This is a genomic window from Persicobacter diffluens (assembly GCF_036244895.1).
GTDB classification, from domain to species: Bacteria; Bacteroidota; Bacteroidia; order Cytophagales; family Cyclobacteriaceae; genus Persicobacter; species Persicobacter diffluens.
Map to the genome: position 1 here is coordinate 518,513 of NZ_BQKE01000003.1, position 19,970 is coordinate 538,482.

Below are 19,970 nucleotides of genomic sequence, written 5' to 3' on the forward strand. Positions count from 1 at the left end.
TTTATTCAAGGACAGATCGTAGTTTAAGCCGAATTATGCTTGCTGGTATTTATCAACCCCTTCAAGGTGCTTGATGTCAGCTCGAATTAGTCCCTCTCCTGTTATTTAAGCCGTAATTCTCCGATAAATTCAGGAGTCTACACAAAGATTTTCACTGAAAGGGTCTTTTGGGATTTACAATTTTTTACGCCCAATTTTGGGAAGCTTAAATTCTACTCATTCATTTATTTCGTTAGCATATTTGAAATAGGAAAAATTCTATAATTTTTTTCGTCCCTGCTACAAAAAAGAGAACAGGTTGCCTCATTCCGATAATTAGCGCTAGTTGGGAGAACCTCTTTTCATCAGTTCTTTTTATCATGGTGGAATTGGCAGATGTTGCAAGTGATGCTTTTGCCGTATTTCTGCAGTTATGCATGATACCCTTACTGGGCTACTAGGTGGTGAAGAGCGGGGCGCTAGTGAAACCAACACGAATCCAAACTTGAGAAAGAAGGGCATGTACATCAGGAATAAAGAATAGATTGAAAAATCACTAAATTGGACTGTTGGGTGGAAATTCGGCAAAAAAAAGGGACTTATTCGCTTTATCCTGATTTTAACGGTAACTATAACGGTTGCATACGCTGGATGATGGCGATTTAATATTTGGACTTTTTTTGAATTGGTTTTATTCTGTAAGAAAATATTAATCGGAATGATTCATCCCTAGACTTAACCCGATTGATTCACCGCTAAATTTATTAACCGATCGCAAGCGATTTATTTTCAGCTCAATACAATTTATTTTCTTTGATTTATAATAGCACAAATTTGAGCCAGCTTGCTTTCCCCTCATTCATCTGTTTCGTTGAAAAAAACTTGAAGTAGGAAAAATTCCTTCATTTTTCCTGCCTTGCAGCTGAACGAGAATTTAAGCATTAATAATCCAGTTTTAATCAGCCTTCGAGCTGCGGAGGTTTTGGTTTTAGGGTGAAAAATCAACTGGATAAAAACTAGCCGGGTGTTTATTAGTATTTATTTTTCAGATAAACTGGAGGTTTGATACATGGGTATCCGGTTTATTTGGAGAGCATCGCATAGCCCTCCCTTGGAATGTTTCCCTTATTTTCTAAAAAGTTGACATGGCAATCGGATAGGCTTGTTTTCACCTCATCAGCATCAGAAGATTCATTGAATTTTATTTACTCCAAAGCAATTACCAGTTGGAGGGCTAAATGTACATTTCTGCCAGGAGGAACCTGTGAGCCATTTCACTTATATCCAAGTATGAGTAGGAATAATAGCGGGTGGGCATTTCTTTGATCCGATCATATCAGGAGTTTCGTGCTGTCTATCATTCCTTTTTGTTAATTAGTATTATGCTATTTTATTTTTTTATATTTTAAATTTATACTAAATTATTTTTTATATGGAGAGTTTATGATTAATTATCAAAATAAAAAGTTTAAAGCGCTGCAAAATTCAGATACAGGTGAGGTTTCCGGCGAAACGATCTTTCACTACCAACAGGAGGGAAGTCGGCTGTGGGCAACTTACTCCGGCGGAGCCATACTGGAGGGGCATTTAATGGGAAAGGTCGATAAAGATGGGCGGATTGAAATGGTTTACCATCATAGGAACAGGGAAGGGGAACTTAAAAGTGGTGTTTGTCATTCCATGCCGGAAATTTTAAAGGATGGTAAAATACGTCTGTTTGAAAAGTGGCAGTGGACTTTTGGTGGAAAGGAAAGGGGAACTTCAATATTAGAGGAAATATAATGGCAGGATTTAAGGAATTGGTTACCGTCGATCAGTCGGTTGAGGCGCATCTGATCAAAAGCAGACTGGAGGCAGCAGGTATTTACTGCGATTTACATCATGAGCATGTCAGTAATTTGGTTAGTCATCCGGGATTGATGGGCGCAGGCATTCGCATAATGGTGATGGAGGTGGATTATGAAGCTGCTTTAGCTTTTTTAGATCCCCACCCTGACGCTCGGATAAGTTGCCCAAATTGTAAAAGTACACGCGTGGAGAACTTACCTCCAAAGGGCGGAAGATTGCTGAATTTTCTGATGATGCTGGCCGGAATGATTATATTAACCGGTCAAAAATCCGCTTACCGGTGTGAGGATTGTCAGGCAGAGTTTACAGATTATCTTACTTAGAAGGCCAGGCTTTCGAAGCATATCTGTTCTATTGACTGTATTGAATTTATCAACCTCTATCAAGCTTAATCAATCTGGAGCCGAAAAAGATTATTGATTTGCCGAAGTTTGCTTTGAAGAGAAATACAAGTGTTTCAGGAGCCTGTCGGGATGACGCCAATTTAGTCTATTGGGCGAGATAATTTTTTTATTTTAATGAAATTGCTTTTACTCCGATTGGCCGGAATGATGATGTGGTTTTTCTTTTTCTAATCGAATAATTCACTGTGAGCGTCTGTGTCTCACTCCAAGGACTTCGTGGCCTGATTGTTTCCACTGGTTTTGCTGCTTTTTTAATAGTTCAATTTGGGTTGAGCTAGCTATTTCCTGATTTCTCAGCTTTGTTGGGGAAAATTCAAAATTAAAAACTGTTCCTTCATTTTTCCGCCTTGCATATAAACGAGGATTTAAGCCTGAATAATCCGGCTTAGGCATGCATATTTCGGCTTAGTACCGGCTAATTTCCTTCCTATTACATTGCGACCTTGATTATCCCATATCGCTATATCGGTAGTAAATCCCCTCCATCATGATGGTCAAAATAGACATTTTCGACCATCTGATAAGTTAAGGTGCTTTCTTTGATCAGGCTTTATATTAAATGAAATTATTAAAGATCAATCTTAGAAAATACTAAATGAAGAAGAAATATTCAGTACTACTTTTGCTTGCGCTTTTTACAGCTCTGCAAGTTACAGGCCAGACGAAAAAAGAAGAAAAGCAACGAAAGCAGGAGGTAGTGCTAGATGAGAATGGAAAGCAGATTTTTGATGATGTGAAGGAACGGAGCAAAATAAAATACAATTTTGTACCGATGCCCTTCTATGACCCTACCTCTAAATGGGGGATCTCGCTGATTAATATGTTTAATTATTATCCGGACAAAAACGATTTGGTGTCACCTCCAAGTTCAACCGTATTTGCGATAAGCGGAACCACCAATAAAAGCCTGATGGGAGGTTTTAAGCAAAGTCTGTATTTAAAGGAAGACCTTTGGCGCATCAATGCTATGGCTTTTTACGGACAAATTAATTCTACCATGTTGCTTTTAGAGGATCCGCAGGAGGTAGGGAGCCCGGTGGTGAGTGTTGATCCTGCCACTGGAATTTTTTCGGCTAACCTGATGGTGGAAAGACGTGTTTTTTCCAGAGTGTATGTAGGGGTTGGTTATCTGTTTAATGGTCGAAAAGTAGAAGGTAGCAATGAAGAAGAAAGAGCCATTCTGCAACGAAACGGCTTTTCAGAAGACTGGGTGAGCGCCCATGGTTTGCGGTACTCGGTGACTTTTGATTCCAGGGATAATATCTATTATCCTTATGCAGGTCTGTACTTTAAGACCAATATTGATCAGATGATGGGAGAGAATGCTACCAATATTTATACGGCGGATTATCGTCAGTTTTTTACCTTGGGGGATAATGTGAGTAATGTTTTGGCGGTGCATGGATTTGGTCGTTTTGTGTCGGAATCTGCCAGCCGAAATTATTGGTCTTCTTATGGTCGATCAGGTCCGGCAGTTCAAAGAGGATATGAACAGGGGAAATATATGGACCGAAACCTGATTACCGCTGAGGCAGAATTTCGTAAGGAAACGCCCTGGATGAACCATAAGTTGGGTTTTGTTGGGGCCCTGAGCATGGGTAAGGTTTTCGGAAGTAATAATGGCAGCGGGCAATCTTATAATTTCCAGGATGCGGAATGGTTACCGGCCATTGCTTTAGGGGTTCGTTACCGATTGTTGCCTTACGAGCGGATGAATCTTAAATTTGATTACGCTCAGGGAAAAGATGGTGCCGTCTTTTATTTTGGGATATCTGAGGCGTTTTAAGCGTGTCTAGCGCTCCCCGGATACTTGTCTGCAAAGCGGTAAAATAGAGGAGATGGTATTTTCTCGCTTTACAGGGGAATAATGGAATAGGGAGAAATTAAGCCTGCCCGAACCGGGACTTCTCAATGGCATAAATTAATTTTTTTCTCCTGGTTTCAAGCACAAATTTAAACCATGATAAAGGAGCATCTTTGGCAAATGGACAATGCTCCTTTTTTTATATCGAAAATGATAAGAATTATTGAATAACCAAAGGCTTTTCCTGAGCAGCCTTTTCATCCAGTTCTTTTCTCATTTGCTCATAAAATTGTAAGCGCCTCTTTTGGTACGCTCCGGCCTGCAGATATTTATTCGGTTCATTATGGGCATTCCATTTATTCCAGAGTTCCGCCAGTTCTCTTCTTAGTTCCACTTGTTCTTTAATTATGTTTTGGTCTTCATAAGGGTCTTTGACCATATCAAAAAGCATATTGCCCTCAATACCTGTTTCCCCTCTTGGTTTTAAATATTTGGCCGTGGGTGTTCTGATGGCCCATTGTCTGCCGCTTGCCATTCTCCAATATAAAGCTTCATGAGGCGGGTTTCGGTCTTTGCCATTTACAAATGGAATCAGGTTGACTCCCTCCATTTCATGTCCCGAGAGATCTCCCTCTCCAAGCATGACTGCAGTGGTGGTAATATCCAGAGAAATCACCGGTTGGTCATAGACTATTCCTTTTGGTAGTCCGTCCGGCCAGTGCGCAATAAAGGGTACATGAGTGCCACCTTCCAGCATAGACCCTTTTCCTCCTTTATATGGACTATTATCACCCCAGTCATGTCGTGCCTGTCGTGGTTCTGAAGGATCCCGGTCCTTTTTCACAATTCCACCATTATCTGAGATGAAGAAAATCAGGGTATTCTCCAGCTTGCCACTTTCCCGAAGGGCATCCACCACCATACCGATGCCCTGATCCATGGCATCAATCATCGCGGCATAGATACGTCTTTCTTTATTTTCGATATGTGCATATTTGTCAATTAATGCTTTTGGCGCTTCCAATGGAGCGTGGGGCGCATTATAGGCCAGGTACAGGCAAAAGGGGGCTTCCCCTTCCTTTACCCATCGGGCAGCATCCCGACTAAGGGCAGTGGTTAGATATTCCTCAAATTCAGCGGTATTGTTATTCCGCAATAATGGCCAAAAGCAGCCTTCATTTGCCGAATAATGAGGTTTACCTGTTTTTTTCAGTATTAAGGGGTGAGTGGTGGTTACGCTTTCCGGCCAGTAGGAATGCCCGCCGGAAAGGAAGCCGTAGAAATAATCAAATCCTCTGTTATTAGGATGAAAATTAGGTGCTCCACCCAAATGCCATTTGCCTATAGCGGCGGTCCGGTAGCCGGATTGTTGTAGCCTGCTGGCAAAGGTGGTTTCGGTTAAGGGAAGTCCGTTATAAATATCGAAAGGAGAATTGGTCAGGTTGATTTCCAAACCAAAGCGTGCCTGGTACCGTCCGGTCATCAGGCCCGCGCGGGAGGGACCGCAATAAGGATGCGTGACATAACCATTGGTAAAACGGACGCCATCCTCGGCCAATTGATCTAATGTTGGGGTATAGATTTCTGTGGATCCGTTGAATCCTACATCATTGAAACCCAGGTCATCGGCCACGATGATTACAATGTTGGGGCTTTCCGCAGGTTGAGCCTTGGCACTCGATGCACCAAGCAAAAAGGCCATCAGGGAAATGATAAAAATGAGTTGTCGCATAAGGCTAATCTTCTAAAAAATGTAGTATGCAATCTTAAAAAAGAAAACCTATTCTTTGGTTCAATTTCCCGACTGAATAGGGGGGAGTTTTTTTATGTTTTTTAATTGGTGTTCTTTTTGGGGCAGCCCTTCGCTACGCTTCGGTCGGGCTTTCGGTAGTCGCTTTTTGGCCGGTGGCGCTACGCCTTTAGCCACGGCCAAAAGAGCTCCAACAATACCTCTATCCCTCTGCCAAAGGCTTTGAGTGTTAACCCGAATTATTCACCGCTATATTTAACAACTGATCGCAAGTGATTTAATTTCAGGGCATTACAATTTATTTTCTTTGATTTATAATAGCCCAAATTTGGGCAAGCTTGCTTGCTCCTCATTCATCTGCTTGGTCAGAAAAAAATACGCAACAGCGATCTCCTCCTTGATTTTTCCGTCTTGCCACTAAACGAGGATTTATGCATTTCTGATTCGGGCTAAGAATATCGCAGAAAAAACATGGGGTGTTTAATGAAATTTGGTTTTTGTTGCCTATCACAAGGGAATTATCTGATAATATCGTGACGTTAAAATTTTATTTCACAGGGCAAGAGGCTGATTAAAAAGTAATTATAGTTTCTTTAGTGATTTATTGCAAAATTTTTTTAATAATTGGCATTATACTTGAAATGTATGGCTTGTACCAATCATATTTTGATATGAGATTACCCAAATATTTAACAATTTTATTTTTTGTATTGACTTCTTTGACTACTTATGCTCATGGTGATCACCAGTGTCGTCCCAATCGACATTCTTGTAGCCACCAGCATTCTTGCTGTGGCCATAAGCATCATCATAAGAAGAAAGGAAAGAAACCTAAGAAATGCAAAGGCAAACATCACTGTGAACCAGTCCATCATCATTGTGGAGGACACGGCCATCATAAGCCTCAACGCCCGACTACTTCTGTGGAGATCGCCTTGAAGTTTCCCAAAGGTAATGTCCGTGTGAAAATGGCGGATTAACAGTTTGATTATATATCCAGGTCTGCGCGGTACTTTCCGGCAGACTTTTTTTATGGCGCTTTGAAAAACATTTTTGCATAATGTTTAGGGTCTCGCTGTTTGGTCAGGCTTAGCCATTCAAACAGAGGATCTTCTTCGGTAAACTGGCTTTTATTGATGGATCCCTCAAAGGCTTGGGAATACACCACCTGATCAGCGTTTTTCCATTTGAAACGGATTTTAGTTTTATATTCCCCGCTATATTTGAAAGCTTTGATCACCGCCATATGTCTTGACGGAATACGGTATTTGTGGTAGCTGTTGCCACAAGTACTGTAATGCCAAAACCCAATCGGTTGCCATTGCCCTTGTTCATTGAGGGCTTCCTGAATCAGAAAGGTACGGCCATCCTGTGCGCTCAGGTAAAGATCATTTGCTGTAGGATTGGCAATAAATACAGGGATAGCTTGAACATAATCTCTTTTTCTGTTTTCCCAGGCCAGTTTTACCGCGGCGGTAGCGGCCTCATCGATAATGGTTTCCGGTAATGGGGGAAGTGGTTCGCCCGCTATCCAATTGCCCTTCTCGTCAATAATCATATCCGGAATCTCTCGAATAGGTTGAGGCCCGTGGCCTTCCACATAAACCGGACGGGGGGGAATTGGATGCACATCCTTATCTAAAGTCAGCCAATGTCGTTGGTCAAAATATAATTCAAAACCATCCCGGCTTTTGGGGATTTCTTCTCGGTAGGAATAAAATTCATCCGTATTGTTTTCCAGGCTGATTTCAGCCAAGTCCATTGGAACAATGGCTTTAACGGTGTGCCATGCCCGCATGAGGTAGCAGGTATCCATCTTTAAATCTGTGGTAGGAAGCAGGTCCGAAATTTTTGGGTAGGTCTGCCTGGGTAGTGGCTTGCTCAGGTAAGCAAAATCGCAGGAGGCACAAAAAAGAAGTAGGAATACGCCAAAATCATTTATTTTCATGGGGAAGCTTTTGGAATATAAAAATAGACTTCGTTATAAGCTTTAGTAATGATATCCATTTTTATGGATAAAAAAAAGCAGGCGCATTTTCATACCCCTGCTTATTAAATAATGAATCATTTTCTGAATGTGGGCGTTTTTAATTCCCGTTTAGCGCGTATTTTAAAGCCAAAATTCGAATTTTCAGCCGGATGGTGCGCTTTAAAACAGGCTTTTAAGCCAAACTCATCAAGTAAGCACATAGCATGGCCCCATATGTACCCACGGCATAGCCTAATACAGCCAATAGTACGCCTACCGGTGCCAATGCCGGATGAAAGGCAGAGGCTACAACAGGTGCTGAAGCGGCACCACCTACATTGGCTTTACTGCCCACTGCCAGGAAGAAAAACGGCGCCCGTATGATTTTCGCCACGCCCAGCATGAGCATCACGTGGATGAACATCCATAGACCACCAATCGCCAGCAGCCAGGGATTGTCCATGGTTTTAGTGACATCCATCTTCATTCCAATGGTCGCTACTAAGATATAGATACAGACGGATCCAAATTTTGAAGCACCCACACCTTCCAGGTTCCTTTGTTTGGTAAAAGACAACATTACCCCGATGGTAGTGGAGAACAGCACTAGCCAGAAAAATCCGGAACAAAGCACGGAGCTTTCAGGCTCTGCTACTATGCTGGTGAAGAAATTGCTTGTGATATCGGCGAAGAAATGAGACAGGCCCACTGCGCCAAAGGTCACTCCCAGTAATTTGATGTAATCCTGAAAAGTAGGGTTTTTGGAAATGGAATCCTGAAAATTGGAAACTTTCACACGTAAGTCTTCAATGGCACGGTTATCCGCTTTTAGCCAACGGTCAATGCCTTCAGATTTTCCGATGCAGAACAACAAGATGGCCATCCAGATATTGGCGACAATGATGTCTACCGCTACCATGCCGGAGTACAGGCTTTGGTCATATTGGTAAATTTCCAGCATGGCGGTCTGATTGGCGCCTCCACCAATCCAGCTACCGGCAATGGTGGCCAGTCCTCTCCAGACTTCCTGTGGGCCAACACCACCAACGGCATCCGGATTCACCATGGAAATGAGTAAAATGGCCAGTGGACCTCCAATAACGATGCCTAAAGTACCAGTCAGGAACATGATGATGGATTTAGAACCCAGGTTGAGGATACTTTTCAGATCTATGCTCAGGGTCATCAGCACCAAGGAGGCCGGTAGCAAATAATTCTTGGCCATGGTGTATAAATTCGACTTTTCCGGAGAAATGATGTTCATGGTCGCCAGAATGGAGGGCAACAAATAACACATCAGCAGAGCTGGGAAAATGGTATAGAATTTTTTCCAGCCGCCGGTTTTATTACCGGAAGTTTCAAATACAAATGCAAGTATGGTCAGTAGTATTCCAAATACCACTGCATCATTGGTGATCAATGTTTCTTTAAACATCCTTATTTTTTATAGCTTTAAGGCGAAAGTTAGTAAGAAAATTATTTTTTTTGATTAGAAATTCAATATGCTGCTAAAACACCCTTATTTTCCTTAGAATATGAAAAAAAAGATCCCGTTTATTTTACCATTGAAAGCAGAGCCAATTTTTTAAGGGAATCAGCAGATTTTCTTGGAATGCATTACGATGGTGTTTTCCGTCGATTAAAAGTTGATCATTCTTTGGTAAAAGGAGAGGTGTCCCTGTGGGTATTGGAGGAGGGCATGATGATCCGGAGTTCTGATGTTTATGTACGGGAGGATTTTAGTTATTTGGAAAAGGGTAGTGCTCAAAAGCAGGGGCTACTGCTTGATTTTAGTTTTTTGGGGTTTAATGAAATCTCCTTGGAGAGAGATGGTTTTAATTTTGAAATTCCGGAGAGAGGGGTGTTTTTGTATACCGATGATTTATCCTTTCGTCATAATTTTTGGAGTGGCAAGACTGGTTTAGCCCCCATATTTTCGGACTTTTTTGATTTTGCCTCTTGTGAGGTCTATTTTTCCATTATAAGTTTGTGTTAGCAAAGAACGATCGACGGCGATTAATTTACCGAAGGTTGTAATGAATTTGGAGTGTTGGGCCCATTCACATCCTCATTCAAATATCCCTCCCCATTTAGGGTCGGTATATTTGAGCAAAGAACTTCTCTCTGACTCATAATCCCCGAAAGTTGACTATGGGGTACTGTAAGTCTAAATTTCACCTTTCGCTCGTTTATTACTGTGCGTTCAATCAAATCATATTCCCACGCCTTCCAAAACAAATTGGGACTAAGATGAGCTATTGACCCATGTAATCTAACATTGTTATATTTTTCATAAAACACTTCTAACCTTTCTCTTAATTCCTCTAAGTTCCAAAATGGCGCTTGTCCCAAGCCCTTCTTAAGAATGCTATGAAAGCTTTCAATATGGCCATTCTCCTGGGGCGTATAAGGATGTGTAAAGGTTTGATGAATACTATTTTCCCTTAAAAATTCTTGAACGCTTTTAGCGCTAAATTGAGATCCATTATCATTCCTTAATTCAACATGAAGATCCTGTTTCAATAAGTCATTTGGTTGCAAATAATTATCTATTACCCTTTCCCAGGCTTTAATGACCATTTTTTGATCCATTTGATAGCCAACCGACCAATCTAATATTACTCTTGTAAATGTATCAATAATGCTTAATATATAAGCATGACGCCTATGCTCTGTTACCCAAACCATTTTAATATCCATTTCTAAAACCTGCAATGGGCGTTCTGGGCATACACAGCGATATTTGACGTAATTTTTATCACTAACCTTCCTTTTTTCCTGAAGTAAATCTGCGTCCTTCATCAAACGGAAAACCTTTTTATGATTAATATTATATCCTTCAAGCTTCAATTGACTGGTCATCATACGATAGCCATAATTAGTGATTGGATCTTCTTTTAAGCGCTTAATTTGCCCTATTACATCCTCATTGGGTACTACCGAATGCCCCTTTTGAGTTGTAGTAGTGGCTTTTCTGCCTATATGTTTACGATCTTTAATAGGCTGGTAATAGTATTTGTGTTTTGTTATTTGGGCAATCAAAATAGCTTTATCTCGTTTTAGCCCCAGACCAGTGTATTTTCGTGCTATTTCCGCCCTTTCGTCTGAGGATATTTCTTTTTTAGCAGCTCATCCTTCATTTTGGATTCAAGCTCCTTTTCAGCGATGATTTCCTTTAATAGGGCATTCTCTTTCTCAAGACGCTTTATCTCCTTTAATTGAGGTATAGTCATCCCGCGAGTGAAACCTGCCTCTCCCATGGTTTCATATTTTTTCACCCAATTTTTATAGGTGGCTGGATAAACTCCATACTTACTTAGAGTTTCTTCTACTCCTCTTTCCTCGCATTCTTTTAGAATAGCTAGCTTCTCTTCCTTGGTTCGTGTTACTCTTTTCATCGGATTTCAAATATTGTAAAAAAAAAATTAAGTCCGACTATTTATGGGGCGGAATCAAGACCTACCATTCGGTTCAAATATGGCTTTCTATTGATTGGCTCGAACGAAATTTTTCGGATTTTTTCACCAAAAATCCCTATGCAAAACAAAGGCTTTATGAAAGTAACAGTTATGCAGACAAATTTAAATTTGGAGATAGTCTTTCTCAATATATCGATGCGATTCGTCAGCGTACCTTTCCACAGGAAATCCAAAAGCCGGTCTATAAGGGGTTGATTTTGATGCTTATGGCCGAGATTTTAACCAGGGCTTTGGCGCAATTTGATGAAGAAGGTCAGAGAGAGGAGGGGATCAGCCTCGCCACCAAAAATGCTTTGAATGATTTAGAGGTATATATCAATGAAAATCTGCATGAGAACATATTGGTGGAAGATCTTTGTCGACGTATTGGGTTTTCCAAAACTAAATTGCATCATCTGTTTAAAGGTCATTTTGGCCATAGTATTTATGACCATATTAAAATAGCCAGAATTCGCAAGGCTAAGTCCTTGCTGGTAACGAGTGATCTAGCGGTAGCAGAAATTGCAGTTTTCGTAGGTTATCAATCTGTACCTCATTTTTCAAACGTCTTTAAAAAAAATGTGGGTATTACACCAATACAATTTCGGAAAGGTTACAGAAGAGAATTGTCTTTTTGAGACAATTTGAACAATCGCATAATAAAGAAGGCGCTTTTGCATAAGTAGGGTCTGCTTAAAAAGGTCTCTTTATTTTTCTTGAAATTTGGTTTACCAATTCCAGCTTCGATGATTGATGTAACTAATGCCCATAAATCATATTTATAAATATTAAAAAACAGGTCAAAAAAGATTCCTTTCATGAATCTTTCAAGGTTAGCAATAAAGAAGATGGCACCAATCCATGAATTTGTGGTGTCTGATCTTCGTGCCTTAATATTATTCAATCCATACCCCCTTTTAGTTTGTCCAAATTTTCCTTCTACATGACTCCTCAATTTTTGATGGATAACCTTATTCTCTTCCCGCTCTTTAATTTTTTCAGGATCTTTAGGAGGAGCTCCAAGAGGTGAGCCGACGAAAGTTATATCATTTTGATCATAAACTTCTCTAGCATTTCGATTTCCATAAATTTTGTCTCCAACAATTCCATTTAGCTTAGTGTGAGGGTGCCGTAGTTTATGTGCTTCAATATGCTTTTTGATAATCTCCTCTTCCCCTTCATAGTATGCTTCAAAATCATGATGGTCAATATAAGAATAGCCTTGGTCAATAGATATTGATATTTTAGCTCCAAATTCAACATTCGCTCCAGACTTCCCTCTTATGATGGGGCGAATATGTGGTTGATATAAGTTTACAATACGGAAACCAACCGTATTTTTCTTCTCTTCAATCATTTCCATTTGTTGGCGATACACTTCTTGAATAACATACAATAGCTTCAAAAAACGCTTATTCAAAGGAATACCTACCTTAATTTGGTCTAATAGACGATGAATATGCCCTATATTTCGATGAAGATACTGTAGTTGTTTTCGATTTGCAGCCCTCCAAAAATCGGCGCCTTTCTTCTTTTTTCTTGTCAACGCTAGAAATTCTTTTTGGGCTTTTTGTCGATAGCTTCTAGGTTTCTTAGCATCTGTTTTAACAAATTCCCATAATATATCGATGATTTTTTCTGATTCAATGCGAGCCTTATTGATCAAAGCCAGGTCGGTCGGATAAGGAATTTCTTGCACCGCTACAGTAGCATCAACTGATATCGAGTTTTCAATTTCAGGCTTCTTATATTTTGTATCACTTTCTACATTTTTTTCATCACGAAGTTCGCTTTGCTCATCAATACTAACGTCATGACTCTGGAGTAAGTGACTTAAATCATTAAAGTCTTTTATGGTCAAACGCTTTCTAATTGTCGGAAATAATGAAGAATCGAATACCTGATCATGTTGAAATTTATGCAATCCAACAAAGTATTGTAGATATGGACTTTCTTTGATTTGTTCAATTGTTTCTCTATCAGACAACTTATATTTGTGTTTGATAATCAAGGCTCCAATCACTAAACGCGCTGGTTTAGGTCTAGCTCCTTTGTCGAAGGACATGTTCCGTTCATAGATCCTTTTTAATTGACTCCAAGGAATTTCTTTGGCCATAATAATCCATCTATTATTGGGATTAAGGCCACCCAAATACGGGTCCATAAAATCAGAAATCTCAAGTTGATCAGGGGAATGCTTAATCATAGTGCAAGCTAAAAAAGTAGGAAAGGAGCCCTGGGGCTATTTAAAGGACAATTTACAAAATTTCCCCTTGCACTAAAAGAGATTTAATGTGATTTAATAAGTTGATCTTCAGTCGTTTTTAGATAATTCGAACTATTTCAGCAGACCCTAAGTAGGTGTAGGGAATACTGCTTATTTTTGTGTCATATCAGAGGAAAATAGTCTTTTTAGAATTATTGATGGTCAAAAGATCATCATTTTGTGTAAAACGCGTCTGAGGGATTTCACTTACTTAGTTTAATCCGGAAGTGTTTACCATTCTATTTTATGGAAATGTTCAATTATTAGCAATCTGATACTCCCTGCTCACGATTTCTTGAATTTGCATTTATTTAATCTGCCCTCAAATTCAAGTTATTGTATGATGAAAAAAATTTTATTATCTCTGTGTTTTTTGCTCTTGCTTTTGGCAGTGCCACAAGAAGCTGCAGCAATGATATCGCCCGATAAAGTGAATGCTGTGGCTGATGTTATGGTTTGGGTAGTAATGTGTATAGTTCCTCCCATCGGTTTGTGGATCTTTTGGAAGATTCATGTTATTCCGGAACAGGTGGCGAAAAAGCGTAATCACCCTCAAAAGGACGCTATTCATATGATGTGTTTATTATCATTAGTAATGGGAGGAATGCTGTGGCCAATGGCATTGGTATGGGCCTACAGCGGGCCGGCACAAGTATGCATTACCGATGGTGAAAATCCGGTAAATGTTGCTGAACAAGAAAAATTAGAACAAGCTTAAAGGTGGGGCTATTACAATGATTGATTTATTTTTAATTATATATGGTTTATTGATTTGGTTGGTATTTGTTAAATTTAAACTATTACCTTTTAACACTACCGCCAAAGTGATCATTTTTGCCATTCCGGTGGTGCTGATCGCTATTGTCATGTTGGTCATGAATGTGGTCGCACCTTCCTCTGAGGATGTGCGCGTCTATAACAAAACGGTTCCCCTGAAAACCATGGTTCGTGGACGGTTGGAGAACGTAATGGTGGAAGAGTATGCGCAAGTGCATAAAGGGGATACTTTATTCACCATCCAGCAAGATCCCTTTATTGCCCGAGTGGCGGGTTTAAAAGCTTCCATTGCAAAAGCGGAGGCCTCATTAAAATCCCAAAAGCAAAACTTACAGGGGATTCATGCGAATAAACGAGCCGTTAAAGCACAATTAGATTTAGCCAGAACCAGGAGAGAGCAATTTAATGATTTGGTTAATCATGGCGCCGGAAATCGATTTGATTTAGAGCAGGCTGAGAATAATATTAAAACCCTGGAGGCGCAATGGGCGCAATTGCTTGCTCAGGAGTCCGCTTTATTGATCAATTTAAATGCGGAACATGAAGGTAAACAGGTGACTTTAGCCGAACTTTATGCACAATTAGATAAAGCACAGTTTGACCTGGATCAAACGATCGTGACTGCTCCTATTGATGGAACCATAGCCAATGTACAGGTTCGTCCTGGCCAAATGGCGCTTCCTTTACAGGATTTAATGACCATCATTGATGACTATCAATCCGTAGTAGCTACTTTCAATCAAAATGAATTGCATCAAATGGCGGTAGGCAATGAAGCGGAATTAACTTTTGTAAGCCAACCCGGGAAAATTGTACCCGCAGAAATTAGTTCCATTGTATGGGCTTCCAGCCGAGGCCAATTATTGCCATCAGGCGTATTACCCCCTGCAGATCAAGCTCCGCAGGCTCAGGGGAAGTACATTGTCAGATTTAAAATCATGGATGATAGCCAAGTGGCTATGGGTGCTAATGGGGCTGTGGCGGTTTATACCAATGATATGATGCCATTTTACATCATTCGAAAAGTGATGATCCGTCTTTCTGCTAAATTGAATTATTTGATCTTAAAGGCGCATTAATATGAGGAAAGGATCAAACTTCGGAGTACTTATTTTGCTATTGAGTTTTTCGGCTTGCATTAACCTGAAAAATGCTCCTCAACAGGAAGAAATTGTGGACGGTAATGCAGCATTGGAGAATGTCCAGGTTCCTCAGGATTGGATTTTTCAGGAATTAACAGATTCCCCTGAACTGGAAATGGGTTGGGCCGCAGAATGGCAAACCGCCGCATTGGTTGATTTGGTGAAGGAGACTTTGATCTATAATGCTGATTTACAAGTTGCCCAGAGTAGGGTTGAGGCCAGTCAGCAAGGTTTAACTATTGCCCGTTCCCGCATGTTGCCGCTTATTGGTGGGATGGCCAATTACTCCCGTGAATTTGTCAATAGTGCCAATACGGCCCTGGGACTCGGTTCTATCTCCTGGGAGGCTGATTTGTGGGGTAAATTGCGCTATGGAAAAAAAGGAGCAGAAACCAATATTTTGGCGCAGAGCTATGCGCAGGAAAAAATGCAGCAAGTCATTGCAGCAGCGGTTGGGAAAGCTTATTACACAGCTATTTGTCTGAATTTGCAATAAAGCTTGATCACCGAAATGATTGGCGCCATGGAGCAAATGCAGGAGATTAATGCATTCCGGGTACAAGTAGGGGCTGCCAAAGAATCTGATGTGGTACAATTGCAAGCGCAAGTAGTAAAGTATGAAGAAAATTTATTAATTCTTCAATATTCAGAAAAGGATGTCAAGCGATCCATTGAACTTTTGGTAGGCCGTTACCCTCAGGGAGTGATTGAATTAGCCAGCGCATTACCGGAGGTCGAGGAAGCGATACCCTCAGAAATTCCATTATCCTATCTGGTAAATCGACCGGATATTATGGTAAGTCAATATGCGGTTGAAAAGGCTTTTTATGAGCTGGAAATGACGAAGGCCTCCCGTTGGCCTTCCTTAAGCCTGTCCTCTAATGGAGGTTGGGGAAATATTCCAGTATTAAATTTAATTAAAACGCCTCTATTTACCGTAGGGGGTGGATTGGTGAGTCCTATTTTTACCTGGGGGGCAATTAAATCCAACATTGAAATTCAAAATCAATTTCAACAACAGGCAGTAACCTTATATGCCAAGTCTTATTTAACGGCATTGGATGAAGTGGAAGGTAATTTATTGGCTTTGAAAACGGTGGATCAGCGTATTGAAAAAAGTGAGGAAGCATTAAGTTATTTGGGTAGAACATATGAATTGTCTCAGGTTCAGTTTCGGGTAGGTAATGAAAATATGTTTACACTTCTTCAAAAGCAAATGCAGTTACTTAATGAACAGACTAATCGCTTAAATTTGGATTGTGAAAGATTGGTCAACCGAATCAATTTGTATCAGTCCATTGGAGGAGCCGCGGTTTTATCGTAAGAATAATTTTTGATGTTTTGATATAATAAGGAAAAAGAGACCGCAATGTCTCTTTTTTTTCTTGACTAATAATTCCTCATTGTCTTAGCCCGGATTATTCACCACTAGATTTATCAACTGAACTCAAATGGGTTATTTTCAGGTCATTATAATTTTCTTTCATTGATTTATAATAGCCCGAATTTAGAGCAAGCTTTCTCCTCCTTCATCTGCTGCCATGAAAAAAAACGAAATAGAAATAATGCCTTCATTTTTCCCCTGGCAGCTAAACCATAATTTAAGCGTGAATAATCAGGCTTAAAATACTGACTTTCTTAAGACTGTTTTGGCTATGGGCACCATCTCCGCTGTTTGCGATCCACCAGGGGATTTCATTTTCACCTTTAATTTCCCATTTTCCGGTAAAGCAATGGTTTGATGGAGGTCTATTTTCCACGCTATTCTTGGATCTGTGGTGAAGGGGATCTTTTCGTCAAAAAAATCTCTATAGGTGTATTTTTTGATGGTATCCGATTTGCCTTCTAATGGTAAAGCATATAATAATGGCCCACATGTTACCAGATGTGATTCATGGAAGGGAGTAATATTTACCGTTTGCTCAAAAGTGATGCTTAGTTGTTTTTCAGTTCCTTTAACGGGAATAGTTTTGAACCCATCAGATGGAAGAGATGCTTGCTTGTCATTCACCAATACCGCTTCGGCCCACTGGGGTACTCTGAATTTTAAGTTAAAATCCTTAGCCTTGGGATTATTAATATTCAACTGAATGGTGGTCGTGTAGGGATAATCTGTAAGCTGCTGAATTTTAATAGGGGCATCTGCTATTTCGGTAGTCAGTTCTGAAGCACCATAAAGATTTAGTTGCAATTGGTCCTTTTCCTGCGCCCACATATTCATTATGTAATAGGGATATATTCTGCCGGCATTAGGAACGCAGCAAACCGCGATGTCCTGATGTACCGGAGAATATTTATAGCGGTTTTCTTTACTTTCTTCACATTGGGGATCGTTAATGTGGCCGCACATGGAATAGGAATTGTCACTTTTGCAATAAGCTATACTGGAACGCTCCGGATGGCGAGCGCCCTGCGCGGCATTGAAAATCAGCCATTCCATCTTGTCCGCCCAACGGGCATCCTGACTGTATTCCAAAAGCAGGGCATAGGAGTCCAGAAGTTCCTGTAAGGAGCAGTATTCATAGCCTGTGCTATCCGCATCGGCAGTACGTCCGAAGATCCACTCATCTCCGATCGGCCCTCCAGAGGGACTGATCACATGGGATAACTTATCCAGGTAATGTTCCAAAGCAATTTTATATTGGTCTGAGCGGGTATGCTCTGCCGTAGTGGCCAGTGCTCTCAAATGCTCATAAGTGTGTACGCCGTGTCCCTTGAATTTATAAGCCGGATCCTGCAGGTTTTTCATTAATACATCTTCTTCCGCCATTTCATGCTGGTTATAATCCTGATACAGAAAAACCGCATAGTCCCGGTATCGTTTTTCTCCGGTAATCCGATACAATTGCTCACAAACATCCGTAAAGGTAAGTCCGTGGCCCACCCCTGCAAAAGGTTTGTCCGTCTTAAAAGGAGTGGAAGCATTGATCGGATAAGCTTCCATAGTCACTTCCACTGCTTTCAGTACGGCTTCCAGTACGGATCCGTCCCCAGTGGCTTCATACCAGGACAGCAGTCCGCGAAAGAGGGATGCCTGCGCCCAAAGTTCTCCATTTTCTGTTTGGTGTTTGTAGCGTAAGTCATCCGCATAAATGCCGATATAACCGTCCGCATCCTGAGTGGCTAGTTTTTGTTGCACATAAGTTTTGGCTTTAGCCATGGCTGCAGCGTCATCCGTCATTAAGGCATGTCTGATGTAGCCATCCCACCAATTGGATTGGGTTTCACTATTCCACCACAGGAATTGGACATCCCATTCTCCTTCAGAGTTTACCGCCCCGACATCTTTTGATTTTACTTTTTTGGTTAATCGATCCTTACCATAAATATCGTCTTCTTTAATAAGATCAGGAACCAGTTCATCCAGGTGGCCAACGAAGCCGGCTTTCAGGTCATGATCCATTTGTGCCTTAATCCAACCCTGCGGTAGGACTTTGCCAAATGGAAGCCGCTGACTATGATATTGCTGTTGCTTTTGTTTTTCTTCTTCCATAGGGGTGCAGTTGGTGATCAAAATACTGGCGATGGCCAGTAAACCTCTGAGTATTGGTGTGTATTTCATTGGGGTACCTTTAAAATTCGATCAATATTAATACAAATTTAAGGGATGCGGATGCTCAAAAATCGGGCATAATTATCATAGACTATGCGTATATTGTCTTCATTAAATATTTGTTGTTTAATTGGAGATAACATATGAGAGCCATTTATGAGGCCACCCCGTATTCTGACTACCAGTCCTGTCATTTGTTTAAGGTAGAAGCCGCTGATTTTGAGCCGTATTGGCATTATCATCAGCAGTGGGAATTGACTTTTATTGTAAAAGGGGAGGGAATACGATTTGTTGGGGATCAGGTGGAAGCTTTTGAAAGTGGAGACTTTATTTTGGTGAATGGGAATATTCCACATCAATGGGTATCTACTCATTCGGGAGAGGGAGTGGCGGCCTGGGTGTTTCATTTTGACCCAAAAGCATTGCAGGCCATCCCGGAGTTTTATCATTTGATTAAATGGCTGACTTCTGGTATTGGCAAAAAGCTGTCAAAAGTACATGGAATGGAAGAAAAGTTTGACTATTGGGAGGGGCGCTCTTCTGATCGCTTTTTATTATCCTTTTGGTCATTCTTAATGGATTTAAAGGAGGGCTCCTATCAAATATTGGCAGAAGGTGCAAGTGAGATTTCCTTTTTAAAGGATAGTAGGTCACAAAAACTTCAGGATTTTTTGGCAGCAGAATTCAGGAAACCCTTTAGCCTGGAAGAAGTAGCCGGTATGATTGGGATGACCAAAACGTCCTTTTGCCGCTGGTTTAAAAAACAATTTGATCAGACTTTTATACATTATCTCCAAAATATGCGTTTGGCGCATGCAGAAAGGATTCTTTTACAATCAGATCTTCCTATAGCAGATATTGCTTTTCAATCGGGTTTTGAGAGTCTCTCTCATTTTAATCGCTGCTTTAAGCAAAAGAATGGCTGTAGTCCGCGGCTTTTTAGGAATCAACAAGAATTGGAAAAAGGAAAGTAGCTGTAAAAAATACACCGCACCATATCCCGGATTATGCATTCTTCAA

At 40.6% G+C, this 19,970-nt stretch carries 18 protein-coding genes; 11 read left to right on the top strand and 7 right to left on the bottom strand.

Going from position 1 to position 19,970, the window contains the following annotated elements; translation table 11 throughout:
• Positions 1-1,422: 1,422 nt before the first annotated feature.
• From AAA970_RS21395 to AAA970_RS21405, 3 genes are all read left to right on the top strand, one after another.
• Positions 1,423-1,761: an avidin-fold protein gene (locus tag AAA970_RS21395; protein ID WP_338238921.1), complete on the top strand. Its 339-nt coding sequence runs from the start codon at positions 1,423-1,425 to the stop codon at positions 1,759-1,761.
• Positions 1,761-2,150, top strand: coding sequence for a putative signal transducing protein (locus AAA970_RS21400; protein ID WP_338238922.1), 390 nt, complete (start codon positions 1,761-1,763; stop codon positions 2,148-2,150). The genes AAA970_RS21395 and AAA970_RS21400 overlap by 1 nt, the downstream gene beginning before the upstream one ends.
• 676 nt (positions 2,151-2,826) lie before the next feature.
• Positions 2,827-4,017: a BamA/TamA family outer membrane protein gene (locus AAA970_RS21405; protein ID WP_338238923.1), complete on the top strand. Its 1,191-nt coding sequence runs from the start codon at positions 2,827-2,829 to the stop codon at positions 4,015-4,017.
• 238 nt (positions 4,018-4,255) lie between these two features.
• Here the strand turns inward: AAA970_RS21405 and AAA970_RS21410 are convergent, their stop codons facing one another.
• Positions 4,256-5,767, bottom strand: coding sequence for a sulfatase family protein (locus AAA970_RS21410; protein WP_338238924.1), 1,512 nt, complete (start codon positions 5,765-5,767; stop codon positions 4,256-4,258).
• Between the two features lie 689 nt (positions 5,768-6,456).
• Between AAA970_RS21410 and AAA970_RS21415 the strand changes: the two genes are divergently transcribed.
• Positions 6,457-6,765 carry a hypothetical protein gene (locus AAA970_RS21415; protein WP_338238925.1) on the top strand — a complete coding sequence of 103 codons (309 nt, stop codon included), beginning with the start codon at positions 6,457-6,459 and terminating at the stop codon, positions 6,763-6,765.
• A gap of 50 nt (positions 6,766-6,815) precedes the next feature.
• Here AAA970_RS21415 and AAA970_RS21420 read toward each other — a convergent pair whose 3' ends face one another.
• Together AAA970_RS21420 and AAA970_RS21425 are read right to left on the bottom strand one after the other, a co-directional pair.
• The gene (locus AAA970_RS21420; protein WP_338238926.1) at positions 6,816-7,733 is read right to left on the bottom strand and encodes a hypothetical protein; all 918 of its coding nucleotides are present in this window, start codon (positions 7,731-7,733) and stop codon (positions 6,816-6,818) included.
• Positions 7,734-7,947: 214 nt separating this feature from the next.
• Positions 7,948-9,189, bottom strand: a complete 1,242-nt coding sequence (locus AAA970_RS21425; protein WP_338238927.1) for a DUF819 family protein — start codon at positions 9,187-9,189, stop codon at positions 7,948-7,950.
• A gap of 177 nt (positions 9,190-9,366) precedes the next feature.
• On the opposite strand from AAA970_RS21425, the gene AAA970_RS21430 reads away from it, so the two are divergent.
• Positions 9,367-9,750, top strand: coding sequence for a hypothetical protein (locus AAA970_RS21430; protein WP_338238928.1), 384 nt, complete (start codon positions 9,367-9,369; stop codon positions 9,748-9,750).
• A gap of 20 nt (positions 9,751-9,770) precedes the next feature.
• Here the strand turns inward: AAA970_RS21430 and AAA970_RS21435 are convergent, their stop codons facing one another.
• Positions 9,771-10,868: an IS3 family transposase gene (locus AAA970_RS21435; RefSeq protein ID WP_338237710.1), complete on the bottom strand. Its 1,098-nt coding sequence runs from the start codon at positions 10,866-10,868 to the stop codon at positions 9,771-9,773.
• Positions 10,841-11,152 (bottom strand): transposase, encoded by a 312-nt coding sequence (locus tag AAA970_RS21440; RefSeq protein ID WP_053404356.1) that lies wholly within the window; start codon positions 11,150-11,152, stop codon positions 10,841-10,843. Before AAA970_RS21440 ends, AAA970_RS21435 begins: the two co-directional genes overlap by 28 nt.
• Before the next feature lie 287 nt (positions 11,153-11,439).
• On the opposite strand from AAA970_RS21440, the gene AAA970_RS21445 reads away from it, so the two are divergent.
• The gene (locus AAA970_RS21445) at positions 11,440-11,850 is read left to right on the top strand and encodes a helix-turn-helix transcriptional regulator (RefSeq protein WP_338238929.1); all 411 of its coding nucleotides are present in this window, start codon (positions 11,440-11,442) and stop codon (positions 11,848-11,850) included.
• Here the strand turns inward: AAA970_RS21445 and AAA970_RS21450 are convergent.
• Entirely contained in the window at positions 11,826-13,418 is a 1,593-nt protein-coding gene (locus tag AAA970_RS21450; RefSeq protein WP_338238930.1) for an IS5 family transposase, read from the bottom strand. The two genes, AAA970_RS21445 and AAA970_RS21450, sit on opposite strands and share 25 nt — an antisense overlap.
• 400 nt (positions 13,419-13,818) lie before the next feature.
• Between AAA970_RS21450 and AAA970_RS21455 the strand changes: the two genes are divergently transcribed.
• Genes AAA970_RS21455 through AAA970_RS21470 form a run of 4 tightly spaced genes read left to right on the top strand, consistent with a single transcriptional unit; the run spans position 13,819 to position 16,721 of the window.
• Positions 13,819-14,196, top strand: coding sequence for a DUF3302 domain-containing protein (locus AAA970_RS21455; RefSeq protein WP_338238931.1), 378 nt, complete (start codon positions 13,819-13,821; stop codon positions 14,194-14,196).
• 16 nt (positions 14,197-14,212) lie between these two features.
• Positions 14,213-15,334 carry an HlyD family secretion protein gene (locus AAA970_RS21460; RefSeq protein ID WP_338238932.1) on the top strand — a complete coding sequence of 374 codons (1,122 nt, stop codon included), beginning with the start codon at positions 14,213-14,215 and terminating at the stop codon, positions 15,332-15,334.
• Position 15,335: 1 nt separating this feature from the next.
• Positions 15,336-15,893, top strand: coding sequence for a TolC family protein (locus AAA970_RS21465; RefSeq protein WP_338238933.1), 558 nt, complete (start codon positions 15,336-15,338; stop codon positions 15,891-15,893).
• Positions 15,894-15,896: 3 nt separating this feature from the next.
• On the top strand, positions 15,897-16,721 hold the full coding sequence (locus tag AAA970_RS21470; protein ID WP_338238934.1) for a TolC family protein: 825 nt from the start codon (positions 15,897-15,899) through the stop codon (positions 16,719-16,721).
• A gap of 297 nt (positions 16,722-17,018) precedes the next feature.
• On the opposite strand, the gene AAA970_RS21475 is transcribed toward AAA970_RS21470, so the two are convergent.
• A complete protein-coding gene (locus AAA970_RS21475) occupies positions 17,019-18,959 on the bottom strand; it encodes a beta-L-arabinofuranosidase domain-containing protein (RefSeq protein WP_338238935.1) in 1,941 nt (646 codons plus the stop codon).
• A 134-nt stretch (positions 18,960-19,093) separates the two neighbouring features.
• Here AAA970_RS21475 and AAA970_RS21480 point away from each other — a divergent pair, with 134 nt between their 5' ends.
• Entirely contained in the window at positions 19,094-19,924 is an 831-nt protein-coding gene (locus AAA970_RS21480; RefSeq protein WP_338238936.1) for a helix-turn-helix domain-containing protein, read from the top strand.
• The last annotated feature ends 46 nt before the right edge of the window (positions 19,925-19,970 follow it).

Excerpts from the sequence above, each read along its gene's own strand:
- AAA970_RS21455 (WP_338238931.1), top strand. The coding sequence starts at position 13,819 with ATGATGAAAAAAATTTTATTATCTCTGTGTTTTTTGCTCTTGCTTTTG.
- AAA970_RS21405 (WP_338238923.1), top strand. The coding sequence starts at position 2,827 with ATGAAGAAGAAATATTCAGTACTACTTTTGCTTGCGCTTTTTACAGCT.
- AAA970_RS21420 (WP_338238926.1), bottom strand. The coding sequence starts at position 7,733 with ATGAAAATAAATGATTTTGGCGTATTCCTACTTCTTTTTTGTGCCTCC.
- AAA970_RS21430 (WP_338238928.1), top strand. The coding sequence starts at position 9,367 with ATGCATTACGATGGTGTTTTCCGTCGATTAAAAGTTGATCATTCTTTG.
- AAA970_RS21410 (WP_338238924.1), bottom strand. The coding sequence starts at position 5,767 with ATGCGACAACTCATTTTTATCATTTCCCTGATGGCCTTTTTGCTTGGT.
- AAA970_RS21480 (WP_338238936.1), top strand. The coding sequence starts at position 19,094 with ATGAGAGCCATTTATGAGGCCACCCCGTATTCTGACTACCAGTCCTGT.
- AAA970_RS21400 (WP_338238922.1), top strand. The coding sequence starts at position 1,761 with ATGGCAGGATTTAAGGAATTGGTTACCGTCGATCAGTCGGTTGAGGCG.
- AAA970_RS21450 (WP_338238930.1), bottom strand. The coding sequence starts at position 13,418 with ATGATTAAGCATTCCCCTGATCAACTTGAGATTTCTGATTTTATGGAC.
- AAA970_RS21460 (WP_338238932.1), top strand. The coding sequence starts at position 14,213 with ATGATTGATTTATTTTTAATTATATATGGTTTATTGATTTGGTTGGTA.
- AAA970_RS21425 (WP_338238927.1), bottom strand. The coding sequence starts at position 9,189 with ATGTTTAAAGAAACATTGATCACCAATGATGCAGTGGTATTTGGAATA.
- AAA970_RS21415 (WP_338238925.1), top strand. The coding sequence starts at position 6,457 with ATGAGATTACCCAAATATTTAACAATTTTATTTTTTGTATTGACTTCT.
- AAA970_RS21475 (WP_338238935.1), bottom strand. The coding sequence starts at position 18,959 with ATGAAATACACACCAATACTCAGAGGTTTACTGGCCATCGCCAGTATT.
- AAA970_RS21440 (WP_053404356.1), bottom strand. The coding sequence starts at position 11,152 with ATGAAAAGAGTAACACGAACCAAGGAAGAGAAGCTAGCTATTCTAAAA.
- AAA970_RS21465 (WP_338238933.1), top strand. The coding sequence starts at position 15,336 with ATGAGGAAAGGATCAAACTTCGGAGTACTTATTTTGCTATTGAGTTTT.
- AAA970_RS21445 (WP_338238929.1), top strand. The coding sequence starts at position 11,440 with ATGGCCGAGATTTTAACCAGGGCTTTGGCGCAATTTGATGAAGAAGGT.
- AAA970_RS21395 (WP_338238921.1), top strand. The coding sequence starts at position 1,423 with ATGATTAATTATCAAAATAAAAAGTTTAAAGCGCTGCAAAATTCAGAT.